This is a genomic window from Caballeronia sordidicola, assembly GCF_000729995.1.
Taxonomy (GTDB): domain Bacteria; phylum Pseudomonadota; class Gammaproteobacteria; order Burkholderiales; family Burkholderiaceae; genus Caballeronia; species Caballeronia sordidicola_A.
The window spans coordinates 1-1,242 of record NZ_JNFG01000196.1 but is presented as its reverse complement, the minus strand read 5'-3'; the positions used below and the strand labels follow the sequence as shown (position 1 = coordinate 1,242).

General features: G+C 60.6%; 1 protein-coding gene. It reads left to right on the top strand.

The window, feature by feature from the left end:
- Positions 1 to 1,242: IS66 family transposase (gene tnpC / locus FH08_RS0134370; RefSeq protein ID WP_031362684.1), on the top strand; the 1,242-nt coding region annotated here is incomplete at both ends.

Below are 1,242 nucleotides of genomic sequence, written 5' to 3'. Positions count from 1 at the left end.
AGGCGTCTGAACGAGATTGAAGCGAAGCTGGGCAAGGACAGCCACAACTCGAGCAAGCCACCGTCCTCGGATGGCCTGAAGCGCAAACCCAAGCCCAAATCGCAGCGCACGGTGAGTGGAGCCATGCCAGGCGCTCAGCCAGGCCATGAGGGCAAGACGCTTAAACGCGTGGCGCACCCGGATCGGGTTGAGATTCATCGAGTGAGTCGGGTATGTGATAACTGTGGGCAAGAAATCACGGCCGATCGCGTTTCGGTACTGGCCGAAGAGCGGCAGGTGATTGACTTGCCGGTGATCCGGTTTGAAGTGACAGCCCATCGCGTGGAGCAGGCGCAATGCGGCTGCGGCAAAGTGCATTGCGCCGAGTTTCCCCAAGGTCTTAGCCAGGCGGTGCAGTACGGCAACCAGATCCAGGCCGCAGCGGTCTATCTGACGCAATATCAGCAGTTGCCTCTGGAGCGTACCTCGCAGGCGTTGCGCGACCTGTTTGGCCTGAGCCTGAGTGCAGGCACAGTGCAAAACTGCATCACGCAAGCTGCACGGGTATTGAGCCCTGCCGTTGAGCTCATCGGGCAAGCGCTGCAAGGCGCACCGGTCGTGCATTTCGACGAAACCGGCATGCGCGTGGGACCTATCCTGCACTGGCTGCACACGGCCTCGACCCAGGCGCTGACGTGGTATGGCTCGCACCGCACGCGTGGCCGCGAAGCACTGGACAGCTTCGGCATCCTGCCCTTATTTACCGGGGTCGCGGTGCACGACGGCTGGGTGCCTTACACCTACTACGACTGCGAGCATGCGTTATGCAACGCGCATCATATGCGTGAGTTGATCGGGGTATGGGAATCCACCCAGCAGCCCTGGGCCGAACACATGCTCAAGCTGCTGCGCCAGGCCAAGCGCGAGGTCGATCACAGCATCGCCAGCGGCCATACGAGCTTGAACCACACGCGCACAAACCACTATCAGCGACGCAGCCGCGCCTTGATCAAGCAAGGCCGTAAGCTTAACCCGCAGCAGGCCCGTGACCCGACGCGTCAAGATGTGCGCGGCAGAATCAAACAAAGCGAAGCCTACAATCTGTTGGGCCGGCTCGAGCGTCATGCCAAGCAAGTGTGGCGCTTTATCGCCGACCATCGCGTCCCATTTGACAATAACCAAGCCGAACGCGATATCAGAATGCCCAAGCTCAAACAAAAGGTGTCGGGGTGCTTCCGCACCGCGCGCGGACTTCAGGCGTTT